We start from the raw sequence: 19,359 nt of genomic DNA on the forward strand, positions 1-19,359 counted from the left end.
CATAGAAACGAAAAAGGCTCACCTAGGTGAGCCTTTTCTATATCTGCCAGCGCTTAAATCTGCTTGGCGTAACTTGTCTTAATTGTCATTAACCTTGGAGCCGTCGTGAGAAGTCCCTTAGCGCGCCAGTTTTCTGATGAAACGATAGAGCAGAAAAACTAACACACCGCCGATCACCCCAACCAGGTGGGCCTCGGTGGCGACCCTGGCGTCGATAAGCTTAGTGATCTGATCCGTGGCGCCGTAATACTGCTCGTAGGCAACCTTAAAGCAGACGCCTGCGAATAGCAGGTAGCCCGAGCGGACCTTCATCTGTATATCTTTGAGGGCACCATAGGCAAATAGGCCATGAAGCATGCCGCTAAGGCCCACATAACCGCCTAAGGTTGGGAAAAACCAGTAGAGTCCCAATCCTTGCAGCAGACAGAGCAGGGCAAACAGCAGGGAAAAATTGGCCGCACGGTAGTGGTTCTCGTGCAGAAAGCTGATCACCCAGAGCCCGGCAAGATTCATCAATAGGTGCCAGTGATTGGTATGCAGCAGATTGCCTGTCACTAGGCGCCACCACTCACCATGGGCAATGGCACTGCGTCTAAAGGCAAGCGTAGCGTCTAGATGGAGAAAATAGAGCAGGCTGCAGAGTACAGTGATCCCAAGCACCACGCCATAAGGGGTGGCGCGCGAAGTCAGCCGACCTAACATTTGGCATCCAGCTCGGCCATGACACCGACTTTATCATCCAGGTAGTCCGCGAGCCCCTTGGCCCTAAGCAGACACGCGGGGCAGGTGCCACAGCCGCTGCCGACGATGCCGTTGTAACAGGTGAGGGTCTGGTCTCTGACCAGCTCCAGGCTGTGGTATTTGTCGGCCAGTGCCCAGGTCTGGGCCTTATTGAGCCACATTAGCGGGGTGACCAGTTTAAGCTCGCGATCCATTCCATGTTCCAATGCCGACTGCATCGCCTTGATGAACTGGTCGCGGCAATCGGGATAACCGGAGAAGTCAGTCTCGCATACGCCTGTGATCACGGCATCGGCGCCCAACTGATAGGCGTAGATCCCGGCTAAGGTGAGAAACAGTATGTTACGGCCAGGCACGAAGGTGTTGGGCAGGCCGTTATCCATCAATTCGTTGGAGACAGGAATGGCATCTCGGGTGAGGGCGGAGATCGCCAGCTCGTTCAGCACAGTCACATCCAATATCTTGTGGCTGGCAACCTTGAGTTCCTTGGCCAACTTGGCGGCGGTGGCAATCTCTTCGCTATGGCGTTGACCATAATCGAAAGTAACGGCGTGCACCTCATCGTATTGATTCAGGGCTTGAATTAAACAGGTGGTGGAATCTTGTCCGCCACTAAACACGACAACAGCTTTAGACATTTAATCTGTCCGGATAGAAAATTTGTCGATAGTTTAACTGACCGTGGAGACCTTGCAAATTTTCTTGTCGCTATTGCCATTCCCGGTGGTCAATTTGGTGAAACCTTGGGGAATTAATGGGGTTATACTTGCTTGTAGGGGCAAAATCTTCTATAAAAGCCGCCCGCATGTGACGAGGTTAAAGATGAAGTATCCGGTTAATGAAGTTTTTGAAACCATCCAGGGTGAAGGTGTGTACACTGGCGTGCCGGCGATCTTCGTTCGTCTGCAGGGGTGCCCAGTGGGGTGTTCCTGGTGCGATACCAAACATACTTGGGAAACCTTAGCCGAGAATCGCGTCTCCCCCGAGCAAGTGATCCAGGTGGACGGCACCATTGGCCGCTGGGCCGAACTAGATGCCCGTGAGTTATTGATGCACTTCAAGGTGCAGGGCTTCAGCGCTAAACATGTGGTGATCACCGGCGGCGAGCCCTGTATCTATGATCTTTTCGCCTTGACCCAGGCCTTTGCCGATGCGGGCATGCAGTGTCAAATCGAGACCAGTGGTACCTTCGACGTATTGGTCGATCCCCGCGCCTGGGTAACTGTATCGCCTAAGATCAACATGAAGGGCGGTTATAAGGTGTTAGAGCAGGCACTGGAGCGCGCCGATGAGATCAAGCACCCGGTGGCCAAGGCCTCGCATATCGAGGAGCTCGATGAGCTACTTAAAGGCATAGACACCCTGGGCAAGACCATCTGCCTGCAGCCTATCAGTCAGAAGCCTAGAGCCACAGAGCTGGCGATGAAGATCTGCATCGAGCGTAACTGGCGCCTCTCTATTCAAACCCACAAATATTTAAATATCGATTAGCTGGTTGTTACAGATAAAAAACGGCGCATTGGCGCCGTTTTTTGTTTATACCAATCACAGTAAATATGTGATCAGAAATAGCGCAGGAAAAACGCTTGAGAACAAAACAGGATTTTTAGATAAGTAGTTATTCTACAATTAAAAATACTAATACAGTTATCGAGCGTTTTAACAAGCTAGCATGATCAATTATTTATTACGATTGCTATTAGCTCACGTCGAGCCTATTCATCCCTGAGCTTGGACTAAAAGCGCTGCGCGTTATTCCAAGTGTCCCGTCTGATTAAAGGCCGTTAGCTTGGCCTGATACTGGCTGATGTCACCAATATGTTGCGCTACCCACTCACTGTCGTAGTAGGTGTCAAGGTAGCGCTCACCCGAGTCACACAGCAAGGTGACGATGGAGCCGCTCTGGCCGTTGGCGTGCATCTCGCTGGCAAGTTGCAGCGCGCCATAGAGGTTAGTGCCTGTTGAGGGACCTGCCTTGCGACCGATCAGCGCCTCTAACCAATAGATGGTGGCGATCGACGCGCTGTCGTCAATCTTGACCATATGATCGACCACCCCTGGAATAAAGGAGGGCTCGGCCCTGGGTCGCCCTATGCCTTCGATGCGACTGGCGCCAGCGCAGCTGATGCTGGCATCACCGCTGTGGTAATAGTCGTAGAATACCGAATTTTCCGGGTCGACCACACATAACTTAGTCTTGGCGCATTGATAGCGAATATAGCGGCCTATGGTGGCCGAGGTGCCGCCCGTGCCTGGGCTCATCACTATCCAGCTAGGGACGGGATGTGGTTCTCGCTGCATCTGCTCGAAGATGGAGTTGGCGATGTTGTTGTTACCGCGCCAGTCGGTTGCCCGCTCGGCGTAGGTGAACTGGTCCATATAGTGGCCCCTCAGCTCGTCGGCCAGTCGTTGTGATTCGGCGTATATCTCACTCGAATGGTCGACGAAGTGGCAACGGCCGCCATAGAACTCTATCTGTTGTATCTTCTTCTTGGCGGTAGAGGCGGGCATCACGGCGATAAATGGCAGTCCCAGTAATCGTGCAAAGTAGGCCTCGGACACGGCTGTGCTGCCTGAGGAGGATTCTATGATGGGCGTATCTTGGGTGATCCAACCGTTACATAGGGCGTAGAGAAACAGGGATCTTGCCAGGCGGTGCTTAAGGCTGCCTGTGGGATGGGTGCTTTCATCTTTTAGGTAGATATCGATGCCGGGCAGCATTGGCAGTTCAAGTTTGATCAGATGGGTGTCTGCACTGCGTTGATAGTCTGCCTCGATCTTGGCGATGGCCTGGTTGACCCAAGATTGATTCATTGTGGCTCCTAAGGTTATCGAGCGGTTAGTCGTTATAGCTTAACGAAATAAATTATAACGAAAAGGAAAATCGAAAATAAATGCGACGGATAACAGGGAGTGCTGGCCGTGGAGGAAAATTTTGGGAGGCTGAAAGAATGATCCGCTAATTAAAGGACTAAGTATCAGTCATCGAATCAAGGCATTAACTAATGCATTAACTAAGGGCGTAATATCATCGAAATGATGACAAAGATGAAGCAAAGTGTTTGAAATTAGGAACTAAATGATGCGCAGATAATGCGAGAGAAAAAATGGTGGAGGGAGAAGGATTCGAACCTTCGAAGGCTGAGCCGTCAGATTTACAGTCTGATCCCTTTGGCCACTCGGGAACCCCTCCATATTTTTTGGTACAGCAGCACAAGATAATAACGAGATAAAGATGGTGGAGGGAGAAGGATTCGAACCTTCGAAGGCTGAGCCGTCAGATTTACAGTCTGATCCCTTTGGCCACTCGGGAACCCCTCCACGAGTATCTCTTTATTACATTGTAGGCAAATGGTGGAGGGAGAAGGATTCGAACCTTCGAAGGCTGAGCCGTCAGATTTACAGTCTGATCCCTTTGGCCACTCGGGAACCCCTCCTCAATTGCGGCGGCCATAGTAGTCAGAATCCTTGTCGCTGTAAAGTCCCAATTTAAAATAATTGCTAAAGTTATGGCGTAAGCGGTCGATTAAATAGCAACGAGCTGTTTTATTGATGTTTTTTTATGCGAACTAGTCAGTTGATCATCAACGAGAATCAATTAGGTACCCGACTCAACCAGGCGATAGTCGACCATCGCCGGGGAGAATTTGGTCTGCTGCTGGCCATGTTGTCAAACGATGCCAGAGATATGGCGCAGTTTCATTTGGATCAGGAGCCAAGCGATGTTGAGACAAAACTCAAGCGTCAATTTGAGTTACCCGAGCCACAGGCGCTGACCAGCGCACTTCATCTGGGTGAAGACAGAGATAACAGCGAGCAGTTTCACCAGGCAGGGCTAAGTGGCTTTCATCTGCAGCAATACCTGAACCCCGAACCCTTAGTCCACAGAGGACGGGATCCGCTGGCGATGCAAGAGGTGCTGGCTAACTGCGATCCCATCACCCTGGCGCGTTTTCACAATGAACTCGATGCCGACGCACCTAGTTTGGAATTACCGCATTTTACCGAGCAGATCGTCAGGCAACGTGCGTTAGGAGACATTTTGGCTTAGTTTTAAGTGCGGTAGCTCGGCTTTTGCTATATATAGCTATGAGCATTTTCAGTTAAAAGGTTAAGGGTCAAAATGAAAAAGATTCAAGAGGGTCAATCAGAGTTGGTAAACGATACCTGTAACGATTGTGGCAGCTATGCCGATATCGGTGCCGTGATCGATGAGTTTGATACCGTGCTGACTCTGGTACGTGATGGAGAAAACGCCCAAAGCGAGTTGCAAGCCATGGCACAGGCGGCTAAGCAGCGTTTCGAGGGTGTTGAGAGTGAGATTAAGGCAGTAGAAGGTGGCCAGGAGCTGCGCCTCACCTTTGGCTACAGCGCCGAGAAGATGATCTTCCAACTCGAACACAGTCTCTAGCAGCGTCATCGAGATTAGCTTGCTAATTAGCGAGTTATTCGTGTAATGTGCACAAATTGAACATTTAATAATAACAATAACATCTATGTTGTTACCGCCTTTGGCGGTTTTTACCTCGGTAACCTTTTATCGGCAGAAGGTTATCGGCAGTAGGATTTTATGACCAAGCGCCAATTTCAACATCTGCTTGAAACCATAGTCAATTCGACGCAAAAACAAGAAGGCCTGTTTAAAGAGACGGCCGAGCTTGCCTGCGATTTGCTCAGTCAGTCCCTTGAGGTGGACAACATAGGTGTTTGTCTGTTTTCCGGCGGCCAGGCTTGTGAGCTCATCGCTCATACAAGTTTGCAAGGCCAGGCTTCACGCCCCGCGCAATCGCTATGTCCCAATTATTTCGATCAACTCAAACGCAGTCGCACCATAGACGTAATCGACGTCGAAAATGATGGCCGTGTCGCCGAATTAGTCGATTACCTCAATGAAAATCAGGTGGTCTCGCATCTTGATGTGGCAATTCGTATCAATGGACACCTCGAAGGGGTGCTCTATCTCGAATCGGGTCAGTTCCATGAATGGCCAGAGAGCGAGATCCATATCGTTTCCCAGGTGGCCGATCAGCTGGCATTGACCCTGGCGACGCAACGAGCTTACGACACAGACGAGCGCCTGAGCCTGTTTTTAAAGGCAATCGAACAGTCGGAGCAGATCAGTATGGTGGTCAACCTGGCCACAGATAAGATTGAATATGTTAACGGCGCACATCATGCCATCTCAGGTGTGCCTAAGCAGCAGATCTTGGGGCAACCCTTAGCTTGTCTGGATTTCTTTAAGCAGTCGCCGGTTCAGGCCGATGCCGTGCTGGCCCAAGTCAAGCTGGGTAAGATAGCCAAAGGAAATACCCAGTTGACCCGTCGAGATGGTGAGAGTTACTGGCTGCGTTATCGGGTTCGCCCCTTTACTACCCCTAGGGGCAATCACTACGCCCTGGTGACCGCGGAAGATTGTTCAGAAGAGTTGGTGCAGCAGAATGAGCTCGAGCGTTTGGCTTGGCGCTGCTCGCTAACCGGCCTCTACAACCGTAGCTATTTCAATCGCGCATTGGAAAAGACACGCAGTGGCCACCTGATGCTGATCGATCTCAGAGGCTTTAAGCGCTTCAACGATACCTACGGCCATGAGAAGGGCGATAGCCTGCTAATCGAGGTGGCTCGCCGCATCAAACACTTCGCCAGCGTCAAGAAGGCCGAGCTGATGGCCCGTGTGGGCAGCGATGAGTTTGCCTTGGTGCTCGAGGGTATTGAGGATGAGCAGAGCCTGGACTACGCCATCAAGCGTCTCTATCACCAGTTAAATCTGCCTGTTCAGGTTGGCGCCGAATCTTTCGAGGCTAAACCTGCACTGTCGGTCGTCGAGATAAACGCACTAGAGGCCGGTTTTTCGGCGCTCACCTACGCCGATATTGCGGTGCAATATGCCAAGAAGAAGCAGGGGAGTGCGATACAGATCTTTAATCACGCCCTGTTAAAGTCATTCAAAGAAGATGCACAAATTGAGCGGGATCTGCAGGCGGCGCTAAAGAATCGTGAGTTTGAGCTCTATTATCAACCCCTCAAAGATCTCGGCCGCCAGGCCTACATAGGAGCCGAGGCGCTGATCCGCTGGCATCACCCCAAGAAGGGCGTCCTCTATCCCGGCGCCTTTATCGATATCGCCGAGCAAACCGGCATGATCGCGGCCATAGGCGAATGGGTGTTAGAGGCTGCGTGTCGCCAGCTTAACCTGTGGCAGCACCATAATATCAACCTCTCCATGCATGTGAATGTCTCTGCGCGCCAGTTTTTCAGTACTCAGCTCTATGATCAGGTGTGGCAATTGGTGACTCGTTACCGTATTCGGCCCAACACCCTGATTTTGGAGATCACCGAGACCGAGCTGATGGAAGATGTGGTTTATGCGACCCATCTGTGTAAGGAGTTGGCCGAGTTAGGGGTAGGGCTGGCCATCGACGATTTTGGCACGGGTTACAGCTCGATGCGTTATTTGAAGCAGTTCCCCATCTCCAAGCTGAAGATAGACAGATCTTTCATCTCAGATCTCAGTGTCAGCCGTGAGAGTCGCGAGATCGTCAGTGCCATCATTGCCATGGCCAAGGCGCTCAATCTATCGCTGACGGCCGAGGGGGTCGAGACCGCCGAGCAGGAATCTTTCCTGTCGGCGTTAAGCTGCCATCAGGCGCAAGGTTTCCTCTATAGCCCGGCGCTGCGAGAAGCCGAGTTCAGCCAATTCCTTCGTGCCAATACAGAGACGCCGCTGCATTAATCTGGCGGCAATAGCCGGTCAGTCATTAATAGGTAGTAGCGCGATAGCTTTTGAGATGTTATCTAGTTAGCCTTGAGCCCTTGAGCCCTTGAGCCCTTGAGCCCTTGAGCCCGTGAGCCCGTGAGCTTGCTTATTGACGTGTCTAATGGCCCAGTCTGATAGCTAAATGAACGTCTTAGATGAGTTTCCCAGCAGTATAGGTTTTCTACGCTGCCTTACTATTTAAGGCAGCACTGCTTAAACTTCTTACTACTTTGACATACACAGGGATCGTTGCGTTTAGGGTATTTGGGCAAGAGTTGCTCACCCTGGGTGTACCACCAGCGACCATCCTGTTTAACAAAGTCTGATATCTCATGAATGGCATCCAGTCCATCGTCAGCTCGATACCAGGCGTGAAACTCAACCATTCCCTTATTCTGTTCGCTGCTACTCTTGTTGACGCTGAGCGCCAGCCAGTGAGTATGATTCTCCTGGTCGAGGATCTGCACGCTGAGGCCGTTAAGATAGTCGGGATGATGGGTATCGATAAGATACTGATGGCGTTTGAGCACAAACGCGGAATAGCGGCTGCGCATCAAGGATTCAGGATCCGGCGGGATGCTGCCGAGATGATATGGTTCACAACACTCTTTGTAACTGAGTGGCTTATCTTTTATCGACCTGCCACAGGGGCAAGGGAGGGAGGGGTTAGTCATGTTTGCTGCTTGACTCGCTCAGGGTCGAAAACTGACGACCATAATAGAGGTTAGGTAAGGGCTTGGCACTATAGTAAAACGACGGCTCAGAGCGGTTGTTGGTATCGACTGTGAGGTACCATTTGCCGTCGGCCTTCTTCTTGGAGACGATCACAAACTTGCCGGCAAACTCACTTACCGGTTCTTCGGTTTCTTTAGGTGGGTAGAAACGGATCAGATAGTAGCCCACGTCGGTAGCCTGTTGCTTGTCCAGTTGACGCTCGACCACACGAAAATCCACTTCTATCTGCGCATTCTTGTGTTTAATCTTGCCGAAGAAACGCTTGTAGAGCGCGATAATATTATCCCGCCCCATGGTGATTTCTTTATTCTGCTGCTCTGGAATGTAGCAGGCGTTTTCTGCGTAAATATCTTGAATAACAGACTCATCGAGCTGTTCAAACGCGACGCTGAACTGCTTATAGAATTGATTTAAGGCATCATTGTCATTCTTCTGGGCAAAGGCTTGGAAATTTAGAGCACAGAGCCCCAAGATAAGGACAAATTTGAAGAGTTTCATTTAGCTATACGCTGCTGCTAATACTAGGGTCACTATAATCCATGGCTTTTTGATGCGAAAGATTTAGTTCTTAACAAATTGTGTCTCCGGCGCCGGACGTTGTTTTTTTCTGCAATTAAACGGTTGTCCGCTTAACTCCTAGTCTTTTCCGCTACCATAGGTGATGTTATTGAGCCGGTGTTGAGCTTTCCATGATGCTGTCTTGTTTTTGACTGAGCTCCTGGTGATTTTTGAGGCGCTTAGTCTGCCATGGGTTATAGGAGGCTTGAGTTTTTGTGAGCCTAAACGGATACTTTTACCTGACTGGGATGCTGAGACTTTCCCAATGATGAGCATTTCAGCCAGAGTGATCGTATAGTCGCGATGGATAGTTGTGGTAGATTGAGTAACAGGTTCGCCTGCACTAAAGTGATCACGCCGGTGTAGTTGAAGGCAGGAGTGGAGGAGATAGGCATGAGTGAAGATGACAGCGCTTTATTTCTCGCTTCTATGCAAGGTGTTAAGCCGTTAAAGGCAAATAATGCGGTCGCCCCGAGTCAGGGCGGGACGAGTCCGGAGGGGCAAAGACGCCACCAAGAGGCGCTGCGGCGCTTGGCGCTGGAAAAACTGTCGCTCGAGTTGGATGATATCACCCCATTGGCGCCACAAGCCGTGGTGAGCGTTAAAAGGCAGGGCGTGCAGGGACAGGTGTTTAAGCTGTTTCGCCAGGGCAAGTATGAGATACAGGCCGATCTGGACTTAACCGGCCTGAGTCTAGCCAGGGCCAGAGAGCTGCTTTTCGATTTTGTGATAAACAGTCAGGCGTCAGGGCTAAGAAACCTTATCGTGATCCACGGCACAGGGGTGAATAGTCAGCCTATTCCCGCAAAGCTCAAATCTTACGTTGCTGCCTGGCTTGCCGAGATAAAGGTGGTGCAGGCTTTTCACAGTGCGCCAGCTGCCTGGGGCGGTGCTGGTGCCATGATGGTGATGTTGGCCAAATCGGCCCAAGATAAGTTAGATACCGCAGAGCAGCATCACAAGGGCACGCATAGATGGGCCTAGTAATGAGAACGCCTTGAGTTGAGCTAACACTTATATTCGGTCGACGATGGTTTCCATAATCAGGCCCTAGTAAGAGCCGAGAAAAAATCACCTCCAAGGAGGTGATTTTTTGTTTTTGCTATCTTAGCTCCGGCGCATCACGCCTTTTAACGAGAATGCCGGTTACCAGCAAGAATTACTGGCAAGAGTTACCAGCCACACTGGCGGTTAGCCTGTTTGTTCTGCTCATCCAGCCAGACTTTTAGCGGTGCAAAATAGTCGATGACGGCAGAGGCATCCATGGTCTTCTTGCCTGTCACCACTTCCAGGGCTTCTGGCCAGGGCTTGCTCTGACCCATCTCTAACATGGCATTGAGCTTGGCGCCTGCCGCCTTGTTACCGTAGATGCTGCAACGGTGGACTGGGCCTGTATCGCCGGCGATATCACACAGTGCCTTGTGGAACTGGAACTGAAGAATATGCGCCAGGAAGTAGCGGGTGTAAGGCACGTTACCAGGCACGTGATACTTGGCACCCGGATCGAAGTCGGCTTCGCTACGAGTGATTGGTGCCTTAACGCCTTGGTACTTCTCACGCAGCTCCCACCAGGCTTGGTTGTACTGTGCCGGCGTGATCTCGCCGCTGAAGACCTTCCAACGCCATTGATCTATCATCAGACCGAAGGGCAGGAAGGCGACTTTATCCAGCGCCTGTCTTAGCAGTAGGCCGATATCCTTAGAGGCGTCGGGTACTTGCTCGAGTAGGCCGATCTGTTTCAGGTAACTTGGGGTGATCGACAGTGCTATGGTATCGCCGATCGCCTCGTGGAAGCCGTCGTTGGCACTGTTCTTAAAGATGAAGGGCTGCTCTTTATAGGCGCGCTGATAGAAGTTATGACCCAGTTCGTGGTGGATAACGGTGAAGTCTTCGGCCGTCTTCTGGATACACATCTTGATACGAATATCATCCAGGTTGTCCAGATCCCAGGCCGAGGCGTGGCAGACCACGTCACGATCCTTGGGCTGCACAAACAGCGAACGGCTCCAGAAGGTGTCTGGTAACGGGTCGAAACCGAGTGAGGTAAAGAAGCTTTCGGCTTGTTTTACCATCTTATGCTCATCGTAGCCCTGTTTCGCCAAAAGCTCGGTCACGTCATAGCCGGGATCCGCATCTTGCGGCGCAACCATGTCATAGACGTTACCCCATTGCTGTGCCCACATGTTACCCAAAAGGTGTGCGGGAATGGGCCCCTGCTTAGGTGCTACCTCATCGCCATATTGTTCGTTCAGCTCACCTCTGACGTAACAGTGCAGAGATTCATACAGGGGTTCAACCTGGCCCCAGAGTCTGTCGAGTTCGGTAGAGAAAGCATCGGGTTGCATGTCGTACTGACTGCGCCAGAGTTCTGATAGGTTGGCATAACCCAGATCTTTAGCCCCTTCGTTGGCTAACTCCACTTCGCGCTCAAACAGGGGGCGCATCGGCTTGGCGATTTCGCGCCAGCCTTTCCAGATCTCCTCGAGCTCTTTTGGATCGCGAGAGCTGGCCATGATGCCTGAAAGCTCTGGCTGAGTGAGACAGCGTCCATCGGCCAGGCAATATTTGCCCTTACCATAGAGACCATTCAGCTCGGCGCTGATGTTAGCAAGCTCGGCATTCTTCTTAGGATCGAGTGGCGCAGGTAACACGAGTGCGCTGCGTAATATGTTGAGTTTACGTGCGTTGACCTCATCCAGCGGTAGCTGACTATAATTAGCGGCCTGGGTCGCAAGCTGTACCGACAGAGCGGTCTGACGCTCGCCAACAGAGGCGGCGAGGGCGGCGGTGTCTTCGGTGATAAAGTTACTGTAGATCCATTCGGCGCGATTCTGTTCGATGGACAGTTCGGCCAGTTGGTTTTCGGCCTTGTCAATAAACTGATTAGCCTGGGCTACTGGATCTTGTTTCGGGCTTGTTTGAGCGGCTTTCCCTTCGCCGTTAGACTTAGCCGCGTTGGTCTCACCTTCACAGCCGCTGATCCCTAGAGAGAGTGCAATGACCACGGCAATCGGGGTCAACTTGGCACAAATTGGTTTCATAAGAGCTTCCTTTGTTATTTTTGTGGGGCTTTTTGTGAGGCATAGTTTACTCAATTTCGCCAAAGTTTACAGTTTATGGCATCTCTGTGTATCGCGGATTCGCCTTTGTCGGCCGCAACCGAGTGCTACTAGGCGCAAAGCTTGTCGATTTCCATTTGACAATATGTGAACCAGTGTTTAATTTAAACACACGTTTAAATCAGAGTTGTAGGTCACGGAATGGCAAATCGATCCGACACGAAAACAAGAATACTGGATGCGGCAGAAAAGCTATTCGCCGAGCGCGGCTTTTCAGAAACCTCCTTGCGGCTGATCACCAGCAAGGCAGAAGTTAATCTCGCCTCGGTTAACTATCATTTTGGCTCTAAGAAAGAGCTCATTCGCGCCGTGCTCGCGCGCTATCTGGATCGTTTCATGCCAGAAGCCTCCGATGCGGTAGTACAATTAAAACAGGGCAGCGAACCTAGCCTGAACGAGATCTTCTCGTCGCTGGTCAAGCCGCTCCTCGAGCTGAACAAGTTCAAGGCCGATGGCACTCGCACCTTCCTGCAGCTGCTGGGTCGTGGCTATATAGAGAGTCAGGGCCATTTAAGATGGTTCATCACAACACATTATGGTGAGCATCTGAGTGAGTTTGTTAAGGCGGTTGCCGAAAGCGCACCACATATTCCCCCCGCAGAGATGTTTTGGCGATTACACTTTACCTTAGGCACTGTGGTCTTCACCATGGCATCCGCCGATGCCCTGACAGAGATTGCCGAGGCCGATTTCAATGAGCACAACGATATCGAAGCCGTGATCCGCAAGGTGATTCCATATCTGGCTGCCGGTGTGGCAGTGCCTGTGACAACGCAGTAGGGGGCAATATGACACTCTTTATTCTGGCACTATTGGTCATCATAGTGCTTTTCGGCGTGAAAAATATCCGTATGCAGTGCATTACGCGGCCCGTATTCGCCTTCTTTAAGAAGGTGTTGCCGCCGCTCTCCGATACCGAGAAAGAGGCGATGGAAGCCGGTGATGTGTGGTGGGAAGCAGAGCTGTTTCGCGGCAAGCCCAACTGGGACACGCTCCACAGCTATGGCCGCCCTCGACTGACCGAAGAGGAGAAAGCCTTCATCGATGAGCAGGTGATGACGGCCCTGACTATGATTGATGATTTCAACATAGTGCAGGAGCGCAAAGATCTGCCGCCCGAGCTGTGGGACTACTTCAAGAAAGAGGGCTTCTTCGCCCTGATCATCCCCAAAGAATATGGTGGTAAGGCCTTCTCTGCCTATGCCAACTCCACCATCGTCAGTAAGCTTGCCAGTCGCAGCGTCAGCGCGGCGGTGAGTGTGATGGTGCCAAACTCCCTAGGCCCAGGTGAACTATTGACTCACTATGGCACCAAGGAGCAGCGCGATCATTGGCTGCCCAAGCTGGCCAGCGGTGAGGCGGTTCCCTGTTTTGCCTTAACGGGCCCCGAGGCGGGCTCAGATGCGGGCGCCATTCCCGACACTGGCATAGTGTGCCGAGGTGAGTTCCAGGGTGAAGAGGTGTTAGGCCTTAAGCTGAATTGGGATAAGCGCTATATCACCCTGGCGCCCGTGTCGACCGTATTGGGTCTGGCGTTCCAGATGCGCGACCCAGATGGCCTGCTGGGAGACAGAGAAGAGATAGGGATCACCTGCGCCTTGATCCCAACGGATCATCCTGGGGTCGAGATTGGCAATCGCCATAATCCGCTTAACATGGGATTCATGAACGGCACGACCCGCGGCGAAGATGTCTTCATTCCGCTGGATTGGATCATCGGCGGGCCACAGTACGCGGGCCGAGGCTGGCGCATGCTGGTCGAGTGCCTCTCTGCCGGTCGTGGCATCTCACTGCCCGCCCTGGCGACGGCTTCGGGTCATGTGACCACGAAAACCACCACGGCTTACAGTTATGTACGTCATCAGTTTGGCTTATCGATCGGCCAGTTTGAAGGGGTGCAAGAGGCCCTGGCGCGTATTATCGCCAACACCTATCAGCTAGAGGCGGCGCGCCGTCTGACCACAACGGGGATCGATCTCAAGGTTAAGCCTTCTGTGGTCACCGCCATCGCCAAGTATCATATGACAGAGATGGGCCGGGATGTGCTCAACGATGCTATGGATATTCAATCGGGCAAGGGGATCCAGCTTGGGCCTAAGAACTATCTAGGTCATGGTTATATGGCCACGCCGATATCTATTACGGTTGAAGGGGCAAACATTCTTACCCGCAGCCTGATGATCTTCGGTCAGGGGGCGACACGTTGTCATCCTTACGTACTGGCCGAGATGGAAGCCGCGGCCATGGAAGATACCGGCGAGGCGTTAGAGCGTTTCGATAATCTGCTGCTGGGTCACATGGGCTATGCGGCTCGTAATGCCCTGAGTTCACTATGGGGCGCCTTAACCGGCAGCCGATTCAACTCGGCGCCCGTATCCGGCGAAACCAAGCAGTACTATAAGGATATGACCAGGCTGTCCGCGGCCTTAGCCTTCGTGACGGATCTGTCCATGTTGGTGATGGGCGGCGATCTTAAGCGTAAGGAGATGTTGTCGGCACGCCTTGGTGATGTGCTGAGTGAACTCTACCTGGGTTCGGCGACCCTCAAGTTGTTTGAAGACAATGGCCGTCAGCAGGACGACCTACCTACAGTGCATTATGTGATGCAGTTAAGGCTACAAAGAGCGGCGAAGGCGCTACACGGTGCGCTACGTAACTTCCCCAATCGTCCGCTGGCCTATGCGATGCGCGCCTTGGTGTTCCCACTTGGCAATCACTTCAATGGCCCGGATGACAAGCTTACCATTGCCGTTTGTCAGAGCATGCTCAGACCCGGTCCGGCCCGCGATAGGTTGACCCATCTTTGCCCAGATTTCGAAGGCGACAATGGTGGTATTGCCGAGGTGGAAGATGCGTTTATCGCTCAGTACAAGGCAAAGCATCTATTTAAGACGCTGCGCAATGCCCAGAAGGAAGGCAAACTTGAGCGTAAACAGGCTAACGACGCCGTGTATGCCCAGGCATTTGAGCAAGCGATTATCAACGAGGCCGAGCGCGACACGCTACTTGAGGCCGATAGGCTACGTAAGATCGCAATTGCGGTGGATGAGTTTGAAAGTCTGTAACTAAGCGAATGCTTTGAGCTTTCATTAATAGATAGCTTTGAACATAAAAAAAGGTACGCATTGCGTACCTTTTTCTTTATTTGCTTAGGCCAGAAAGATAAAGACCTAGCGCTCAGCGAGTCGTATTAAGCAACGATCAGTACCTTACAGGTGTTAGTGCCACCGATAGTTTCCATTGCGTCACCCTTGGTCATCAGTACCATGTCACCGGAGGTAAGGTAACCCGCTTCGGTCAGGGCCTCTAGTGCCTTCTTGGCTAGCTCGTCTGCGCCGTAAGCGGTTGAATCGAAGTAGACAGGTTGTACGCCGCGGTAAAGCGCCATCTTAGCCAGGGTCACATCGTGACGTGACAGTGCCAGGATAGGCAGGGCAGAACTGATACGCGACATAAGCTGAGGCGTCGCACCAGATTCGGTCAAGGCTACGATTGCCTTAACACCTTCGAGGTGGTTAGCCGCATACATGGTCGATAGCGCAATAGTCTCTTCAACAGAGGTGAAACGCTCGTCCATACGGTGCTTAGACACCTGAACACTTGGGTGTGACTCGGCGCCAAGACAAACGTTGGCCATTGCCTTAACGGTTTCTTCTGGGAAGTCGCCGGCTGCAGTTTCAGCTGACAGCATGACCGCGTCTGTGCCATCAAGCACCGCGTTAGCCACGTCCATCACTTCTGCACGGGTTGGCATTGGGCTGGTGATCATAGACTCCATCATCTGAGTCGCGGTGATCACGCTCTTGTTCAGCTGACGAGAGCGGCTGATGAGCTTCTTCTGTACGGCAACCAGGGCCGCATCACCAATCTCAACACCCAGGTCACCACGGGCAACCATAACAGCGTCAGAGGCCAGGATCACGTCGTCCATGGCTTCGTCTGAAGCTACGGCTTCTGCGCGCTCAACTTTAGAGACGATCAGGGCATTGCTACCAGCCTTCTGTGCCAGTTCACGGGCATAGTTCAGGTCTGCGCCACTGCGTGGGAATGAAACTGCCAGGTAGTCTACCTTGATGGCTGCTGCGGTGATAATGTCTTGCTTGTCTTTCTCGGTCAGTGCCGCGGCAGACAAACCACCACCTTTCTTGTTAATGCCCTTGTTGTTAGACAGGGGACCGGCAACAGTCACTGTGGTGTGAACCTTATTACCTTCAACTTTCTCAACTTTAAGCTGAACACGACCATCGTCGAGCATTAAGATATCGCCGATGCTGACATCCTGTGGTAGCTCTTTATAGTCGATACCCACTTGGTGTTCGTCACCTTGGCCTTTTTCCAGGTCGGCATCTAAGACGAATGCCTGACCCAGGTCCAGTTGCACCTTCTTGTTATCTTTGAAGGTAGAGACACGGATCTTAGGGCCTTGTAGGTCACCCAATACAGCAACGTGTACACCGAGTTCTTTGGCGATATTTCGCACGTCGGTGGCACGTTTTAGGTGATCTTCAGGTGAACCATGAGAGAAGTTGAGGCGAACAACGTTTGCACCAGCTTTGATAATACGACGTAGATTGTCGTCACGATCGGTTGCTGGACCCAGAGTCGTTACAATTTTGGTTCTGCGGAACATGAGATACTCCGTTAAGTTTTAAATAATCTTACTCTATATTAACAGACAAAATGGAGTTTTGTAGGAAAATTACAAACAAAATGATCTATCTCAAATTATTAATTTTGTGAACCGCTGCGATTAAAAGTGAAAAAAAGGCGGCTCCTTATACAAGGGCCGCCTAATATCCTTACAAAACTGGACTATATAGTCGCTTCTTTGTCGATACGAGACTCTTTCAGCACCTCTTTCACGCGCTTTAAACTCTCTCTGAAACGTGGGCCGCGACGCAGGGTAAAACCTGTGGCCAACACGTCGACAATCACCAGCTGTGCAAGGCGCGATGCCATGGGCAGATACATGTCGGTATCTTCAGGCACTTCCATGGTGACGGGAAGGGTGCATTCGGCGCTGAGCGGCGAGTTACGCGAGGTGATAGCGATCACCGCGGCGCCGTTCTCGCGGGCCAGGCGCGCGATATCGATGAGCGACTTGGTGCGGCCTGTGTGGCTGATCAACACGACCACGTCGCCTTCGCTACTGTTAATGCAACTCATGCGTTGCATCAATACGTCGTCGAAGCAGATCACCGGGACGTTGAAGCGGAAAAATTTGTTTTGTGCGTCATGGGCGACAGAGGCCGATGCGCCAAGACCGAAGAAGGAGATCTTCTTTGCCTGAGTAAGAATATCGACGGCCTTGTTGATGGCTGCCGTGTCCATGCTCTGTCTAGCCGTATCCAGCGCCGCCATAGAAGACTCGAAGATCTTGGTGGTGTATGAATCTGGACTGTCGTCTTCTTCGACGTGGCGACTGACATAGGGGGTACCATTGGCCAGACTCTGTGCTAAGTGCAGCTTAAAATCGGGAAAGCCTTTAGTGTCGAGACGGCGGCAGAAGCGGTTCACCGTGGGCTCACTCACATCGGCCATTTTAGCTAAGGTGGCGATGCTTGAGTGAATCGCGGTTTGTGGTGACGCCAAGATCACCTCAGCCACTTTACGTTCCGACTTACTGAAATGTGTTAGGTTTTTCTGAACCTTTTCTAGGGTATTCATATGCGTACATCCACTGGATTGTAATGTAATTATATTTATTCTTTTATGTCATGATAGAACCAAACAAAAAGTGCTACAGTTTGGTTTATATGACGAATTATGATCTAACTACAGAGCAAACTTTCTACTATATATAGTAATTTAATCACAAAAAGCATATCAGATTTTGGTGTCTCGTTGCTAGTTTACTAATAGGTCATTTTTTGCAAAATTTAGATGCAATTAACAATTTCTGTTGTTATATTACAACAAACATGTGAGCTTCTCATCGAAACGATGGGACACAGTACATAGGAGATTTTTAAGCTATGGGCATGACATCACCAGAAGCCAAAGCTTGTGATTTTGTATTGTTCGGCACCAAAGGCGATCTCGCCAGACGTAAGTTACTCCCTTCGCTTTATCAATTGGATAAGGCCGGTCTACTTAACGAGGAGACTAAGATAGTCGGGGTAGCCAAAGACGCCTTTAGCCATGATGAGTATCAGGAGCTGGTTGTCACGGCGCTAAAGAGCTTCGTTAAAGAAGCCTTGTGTGATGAAACCCTCGAGCGATTCCTAAAGCGCTGTGTCTACATTGGGACTAACTTCACCGAGGCAGAAGGTTACAGTGCCTTCCATGAGATCCTCGATCCCAAGAAGCGCGTCATGGTGAATTACTTCGCGACGCCGCCAGCCATCTTTGGCGATATCTGTCGTTGCCTGCATGAACAAAACCTCATCTATCCAGATACCCGTGTTGTCCTCGAAAAGCCCATCGGCTCAGATCTCGCTTCTTCTAAAGTCATTAACGATCAAGTCAGCGCCTACTTTAATGAAAACCAGGTCTATCGTATCGACCACTATCTAGGTAAAGAGACGGTACAGAACCTGATCGCGCTACGATTCGCTAACTCTTTGTTTGCCTCTAAGTGGGATAACCGTACGATCGACCATGTACAGATCACCGTCGCCGAAGAGGTAGGTATCGAAGGACGTTGGGGTTATTTCGACAAAGCCGGTCAGATGCGCGACATGATCCAAAACCACCTGCTGCAGGTGCTCACCTTAGTCGCCATGGATCCACCGGTTAACCTGGACGCTGACAGCATTCGTGACGAGAAGGTAAAGGTACTTAAGTCACTGCGTAAGATAGATGCCGATAACATCTATGAAAATACCGTACGCGGCCAATACTCGGCCGGTTTCCTGAAGGGCGCACCTGTTCCTGGCTACCTCGAAGAGGAAGGGGCTAACACTCAGTCTCACGCCGAGACCTTCGTCGCCCTGCGCGTCGATATCGACAACTGGCGCTGGGCCGGCGTACCTTTCTATCTGCGTAGCGGTAAGCGCATGCCGACCAAGAGTTCTGAGATTGTCGTCTATTTCAAGAACCCGCCTCATAACCTGTATCGCTCAAGTTACCGCAACCTACCACCGAACAAGCTGACTATTCGTCTGCAGCCTCACGAAGGGGTTGAGATCCAGATGATGAACAAGGTGCCGGGTCTAGAGCAGAAACAAAGATTACAAACCACCAAGCTGGATTTGAGTTTCTCCGATACCTTTAAGAACGATCGCATCGCCGATGCCTATGAACGTCTATTGTTAGAGGCCATGTTGGGCAATCAGGCCCTGTTTGTGCGCCGCGACGAAGTCGAGCAGGCTTGGACCTGGGTCGATGGCATCATCCAGGCGTGGGAAGAGAGCAACGAAAAGCCTAAGCCATATCCAGCTGGTAGCTGGGGCCCTGTAGCATCAGTGGCTTTGATCGCTAAAGACGGCCGCTCTTGGGACGAGTAAGGAA

Annotated in this window: 16 protein-coding genes and 3 tRNA genes; 8 read left to right on the forward strand and 11 right to left on the reverse strand. The window is 51.4% G+C overall.

All coding sequences use genetic code 11. From position 1 onward, the window contains the following. Window positions 1-117 precede the first annotated feature (117 nt). Together rrtA and queC are read right to left on the reverse strand one after the other, a co-directional pair. Window positions 118-702 (reverse strand): rhombosortase, encoded by a 585-nt coding sequence (gene rrtA / locus L2731_RS04890; protein WP_249252093.1) that lies wholly within the window; start codon window positions 700-702, stop codon window positions 118-120. Beyond that, window positions 696-1,379, reverse strand: coding sequence for a 7-cyano-7-deazaguanine synthase QueC (gene queC, locus L2731_RS04895; protein ID WP_249252094.1), 684 nt, complete (start codon window positions 1,377-1,379; stop codon window positions 696-698). The genes rrtA and queC overlap by 7 nt, the downstream gene beginning before the upstream one ends. 184 nt (window positions 1,380-1,563) lie before the next feature. On the opposite strand from queC, the gene queE reads away from it, so the two are divergent. Beyond that, window positions 1,564-2,232, forward strand: coding sequence for a 7-carboxy-7-deazaguanine synthase QueE (gene queE / locus L2731_RS04900; RefSeq protein ID WP_239850600.1), 669 nt, complete (start codon window positions 1,564-1,566; stop codon window positions 2,230-2,232). Window positions 2,233-2,493: 261 nt separating this feature from the next. Here queE and L2731_RS04905 read toward each other — a convergent pair whose 3' ends face one another. From L2731_RS04905 to L2731_RS04920, 4 genes are all read right to left on the reverse strand, one after another. Next, on the reverse strand, window positions 2,494-3,555 hold the full coding sequence (locus L2731_RS04905) for a PLP-dependent cysteine synthase family protein (RefSeq protein ID WP_249252095.1): 1,062 nt from the start codon (window positions 3,553-3,555) through the stop codon (window positions 2,494-2,496). Between the two features lie 294 nt (window positions 3,556-3,849). Next, window positions 3,850-3,934: transfer RNA gene (locus L2731_RS04910), tRNA-Tyr, on the reverse strand. Window positions 3,935-3,977: 43 nt separating this feature from the next. Beyond that, window positions 3,978-4,062, reverse strand: a tRNA-Tyr gene (locus L2731_RS04915). A gap of 31 nt (window positions 4,063-4,093) precedes the next feature. After that, window positions 4,094-4,178, reverse strand: a tRNA-Tyr gene (locus tag L2731_RS04920). A 125-nt stretch (window positions 4,179-4,303) separates the two neighbouring features. Between L2731_RS04920 and L2731_RS04925 the strand changes: the two genes are divergently transcribed. From L2731_RS04925 to L2731_RS04935, 3 genes are all read left to right on the forward strand, one after another. Then, entirely contained in the window at window positions 4,304-4,792 is a 489-nt protein-coding gene (locus L2731_RS04925; RefSeq protein ID WP_249252096.1) for a VC2046/SO_2500 family protein, read from the forward strand. A 72-nt stretch (window positions 4,793-4,864) separates the two neighbouring features. After that, complete coding sequence (locus tag L2731_RS04930; protein WP_249252097.1) at window positions 4,865-5,152, forward strand: DUF406 family protein; 288 nt, start codon at window positions 4,865-4,867, stop codon at window positions 5,150-5,152. 159 nt (window positions 5,153-5,311) lie between these two features. Then, a complete protein-coding gene (locus L2731_RS04935; RefSeq protein ID WP_249252098.1) occupies window positions 5,312-7,471 on the forward strand; it encodes a putative bifunctional diguanylate cyclase/phosphodiesterase in 2,160 nt (719 codons plus the stop codon). A 218-nt stretch (window positions 7,472-7,689) separates the two neighbouring features. Here L2731_RS04935 and L2731_RS04940 read toward each other — a convergent pair whose 3' ends face one another. Both L2731_RS04940 and L2731_RS04945 read right to left on the reverse strand, forming a co-directional pair. After that, complete coding sequence (locus L2731_RS04940) at window positions 7,690-8,169, reverse strand: YchJ family protein (RefSeq protein ID WP_249252099.1); 480 nt, start codon at window positions 8,167-8,169, stop codon at window positions 7,690-7,692. Next, window positions 8,162-8,728 (reverse strand): YybH family protein, encoded by a 567-nt coding sequence (locus L2731_RS04945; protein WP_249252100.1) that lies wholly within the window; start codon window positions 8,726-8,728, stop codon window positions 8,162-8,164. The genes L2731_RS04940 and L2731_RS04945 overlap by 8 nt, the downstream gene beginning before the upstream one ends. Before the next feature lie 453 nt (window positions 8,729-9,181). On the opposite strand from L2731_RS04945, the gene smrA reads away from it, so the two are divergent. Further along, on the forward strand, window positions 9,182-9,772 hold the full coding sequence (smrA, locus tag L2731_RS04950; RefSeq protein WP_249252102.1) for a DNA endonuclease SmrA: 591 nt from the start codon (window positions 9,182-9,184) through the stop codon (window positions 9,770-9,772). Window positions 9,773-9,960: 188 nt separating this feature from the next. On the opposite strand, the gene L2731_RS04955 is transcribed toward smrA, so the two are convergent. Next, window positions 9,961-11,829, reverse strand: a complete 1,869-nt coding sequence (locus L2731_RS04955; protein WP_249252104.1) for a M2 family metallopeptidase — start codon at window positions 11,827-11,829, stop codon at window positions 9,961-9,963. 219 nt (window positions 11,830-12,048) lie between these two features. Between L2731_RS04955 and psrA the strand changes: the two genes are divergently transcribed. Continuing rightward, entirely contained in the window at window positions 12,049-12,687 is a 639-nt protein-coding gene (gene psrA, locus L2731_RS04960) for a TetR family transcriptional repressor PsrA (protein ID WP_041511190.1), read from the forward strand. A gap of 8 nt (window positions 12,688-12,695) precedes the next feature. Further along, window positions 12,696-14,972, forward strand: coding sequence for an acyl-CoA dehydrogenase (locus tag L2731_RS04965; protein ID WP_249252105.1), 2,277 nt, complete (start codon window positions 12,696-12,698; stop codon window positions 14,970-14,972). Between the two features lie 125 nt (window positions 14,973-15,097). Here the strand turns inward: L2731_RS04965 and pyk are convergent, their stop codons facing one another. Then, complete coding sequence (gene pyk, locus L2731_RS04970) at window positions 15,098-16,537, reverse strand: pyruvate kinase (protein ID WP_239850587.1); 1,440 nt, start codon at window positions 16,535-16,537, stop codon at window positions 15,098-15,100. A gap of 182 nt (window positions 16,538-16,719) precedes the next feature. Further along, a complete protein-coding gene (locus L2731_RS04975; protein WP_041511193.1) occupies window positions 16,720-17,574 on the reverse strand; it encodes a MurR/RpiR family transcriptional regulator in 855 nt (284 codons plus the stop codon). Window positions 17,575-17,882: 308 nt separating this feature from the next. Between L2731_RS04975 and zwf the strand changes: the two genes are divergently transcribed. After that, window positions 17,883-19,355 carry a glucose-6-phosphate dehydrogenase gene (gene zwf / locus L2731_RS04980; RefSeq protein WP_249252106.1) on the forward strand — a complete coding sequence of 491 codons (1,473 nt, stop codon included), beginning with the start codon at window positions 17,883-17,885 and terminating at the stop codon, window positions 19,353-19,355. The last annotated feature ends 4 nt before the right edge of the window (window positions 19,356-19,359 follow it).

Source organism: Shewanella aquimarina, from assembly GCF_023349185.1.
GTDB classification, from domain to species: Bacteria; Pseudomonadota; Gammaproteobacteria; order Enterobacterales; family Shewanellaceae; genus Shewanella; species Shewanella aquimarina.

What these genes read in the sequence shown, in the direction of transcription:
- psrA (WP_041511190.1), top strand. Translation starts at nt 12,049, where the DNA reads ATGGCAAATCGATCCGACACGAAAACAAGAATACTGGATGCGGCAGAA.
- L2731_RS04935 (WP_249252098.1), top strand. Translation starts at nt 5,312, where the DNA reads ATGACCAAGCGCCAATTTCAACATCTGCTTGAAACCATAGTCAATTCG.
- zwf (WP_249252106.1), top strand. Translation starts at nt 17,883, where the DNA reads ATGGGCATGACATCACCAGAAGCCAAAGCTTGTGATTTTGTATTGTTC.
- rrtA (WP_249252093.1), bottom strand. Translation starts at nt 702, where the DNA reads ATGTTAGGTCGGCTGACTTCGCGCGCCACCCCTTATGGCGTGGTGCTT.
- L2731_RS04930 (WP_249252097.1), top strand. Translation starts at nt 4,865, where the DNA reads ATGAAAAAGATTCAAGAGGGTCAATCAGAGTTGGTAAACGATACCTGT.
- L2731_RS04975 (WP_041511193.1), bottom strand. Translation starts at nt 17,574, where the DNA reads ATGAATACCCTAGAAAAGGTTCAGAAAAACCTAACACATTTCAGTAAG.
- queE (WP_239850600.1), top strand. Translation starts at nt 1,564, where the DNA reads ATGAAGTATCCGGTTAATGAAGTTTTTGAAACCATCCAGGGTGAAGGT.
- L2731_RS04945 (WP_249252100.1), bottom strand. Translation starts at nt 8,728, where the DNA reads ATGAAACTCTTCAAATTTGTCCTTATCTTGGGGCTCTGTGCTCTAAAT.
- smrA (WP_249252102.1), top strand. Translation starts at nt 9,182, where the DNA reads ATGAGTGAAGATGACAGCGCTTTATTTCTCGCTTCTATGCAAGGTGTT.
- L2731_RS04965 (WP_249252105.1), top strand. Translation starts at nt 12,696, where the DNA reads ATGACACTCTTTATTCTGGCACTATTGGTCATCATAGTGCTTTTCGGC.
- L2731_RS04905 (WP_249252095.1), bottom strand. Translation starts at nt 3,555, where the DNA reads ATGAATCAATCTTGGGTCAACCAGGCCATCGCCAAGATCGAGGCAGAC.
- queC (WP_249252094.1), bottom strand. Translation starts at nt 1,379, where the DNA reads ATGTCTAAAGCTGTTGTCGTGTTTAGTGGCGGACAAGATTCCACCACC.
- pyk (WP_239850587.1), bottom strand. Translation starts at nt 16,537, where the DNA reads ATGTTCCGCAGAACCAAAATTGTAACGACTCTGGGTCCAGCAACCGAT.
- L2731_RS04925 (WP_249252096.1), top strand. Translation starts at nt 4,304, where the DNA reads ATGCGAACTAGTCAGTTGATCATCAACGAGAATCAATTAGGTACCCGA.
- L2731_RS04940 (WP_249252099.1), bottom strand. Translation starts at nt 8,169, where the DNA reads ATGACTAACCCCTCCCTCCCTTGCCCCTGTGGCAGGTCGATAAAAGAT.
- L2731_RS04955 (WP_249252104.1), bottom strand. Translation starts at nt 11,829, where the DNA reads ATGAAACCAATTTGTGCCAAGTTGACCCCGATTGCCGTGGTCATTGCA.